Source organism: Streptomyces sp. SID5785 (assembly GCF_009870065.1).
Lineage (GTDB): Bacteria > Actinomycetota > Actinomycetes > Streptomycetales > Streptomycetaceae > Streptomyces.
The window spans coordinates 1-869 of sequence record NZ_WWIA01000051.1 but is presented as its reverse complement, the minus strand read 5'-3'; the positions used below and the strand labels follow the sequence as shown (position 1 = coordinate 869).

2 protein-coding genes are annotated in these 869 nt (G+C 70.5%); one reads left to right on the top strand and one right to left on the bottom strand.

Going from position 1 to position 869, the window contains the following annotated elements:
- Positions 1–46 precede the first annotated feature (46 nt).
- Positions 47–316: a hypothetical protein gene (locus GTW43_RS01680; RefSeq protein WP_161299743.1), complete on the bottom strand. Its 270-nt coding sequence runs from the start codon at positions 314–316 to the stop codon at positions 47–49.
- Between the two features lie 240 nt (positions 317–556).
- Between GTW43_RS01680 and GTW43_RS01675 the strand changes: the two genes are divergently transcribed.
- Positions 557–784, top strand: coding sequence for a GntR family transcriptional regulator (locus GTW43_RS01675; RefSeq protein WP_161299742.1), 228 nt, complete (start codon positions 557–559; stop codon positions 782–784).
- Positions 785–869 lie beyond the last annotated feature (85 nt).

The following is an 869-nucleotide window of genomic DNA, read 5'->3' as shown; positions in this document are numbered from 1 at the left end:
CCCGCCCCCTCCAGGGGCGTTCGGCCCGGCGCCGGGCGCGCCCCGCTCAGGGCCGCTCGGCCAGCCGTTCCCCGCGGAGTTCGGCGACGTTCAGCGCGTCGGTCAGACACTCGGCCAGGCGGCGCAGCATGAACCACGCCTCGTCAGCCGTCGGTCGAGGACCGTCGAGCGCGGCGCGCACCAGCCCCAGGACGACGGCGGCGGATGCGACCAGGTCGTTCTCGATCGCGTCACTGACCGCGGCGACCACCCCACCGGGCTGGCAGTAGCTCGACCGACCATCAGCCCCGGGCGGCATACGGCGAAGCTCAGCCATGCCTCACACCCCCGGCACACCCGACTCCGCCTCCGTCTTCGCGGCCGGGCAACAAGGGCGGCAGCAACCACTCGATCACGTCGCACATCGGGTCGACTCCTTGTCCGTCGACTCAGGCCCGGCGGGAAACCGATCCCTGCGCGCCGGGCGTCTGCGTTCCTGTCGGCATCCAGGTTACTGCACCTTGCTACAGCTTGCTGTCACTAGCAGCAAGTCGCTGTAGCTCTCACCATTGATCACGTGGAACTGGACCCGACCCGTGCGAAGTGGACGCAGATCAGTACCGAGATCGAGCGCCGCATCGACGCCGGTGTGTACCCGGCGGGGTCGCGGCTGCCCGGCATTCTCGCGTTGTGCGGCGAGTTCTCCGTGGCTCAGGTGACAGCCCGGAAGGCTCTTGCCGATCTGCGCGAGCGCGGACTGATCCGCACGGAGAACGGCATCGGGTCGTTCGTCGCCGACGCCTGAGAATCGCCCCGCCGGGGCCGCTGCGACCCAACGCCGACGCAGATGCGCCCCGCAAGGGGCGCGGGGAACTGCGCGACCGGCCACG

Excerpts from the sequence above, each read along its gene's own strand:
- GTW43_RS01680 (WP_161299743.1), bottom strand. The coding sequence starts at position 316 with ATGGCTGAGCTTCGCCGTATGCCGCCCGGGGCTGATGGTCGGTCGAGC.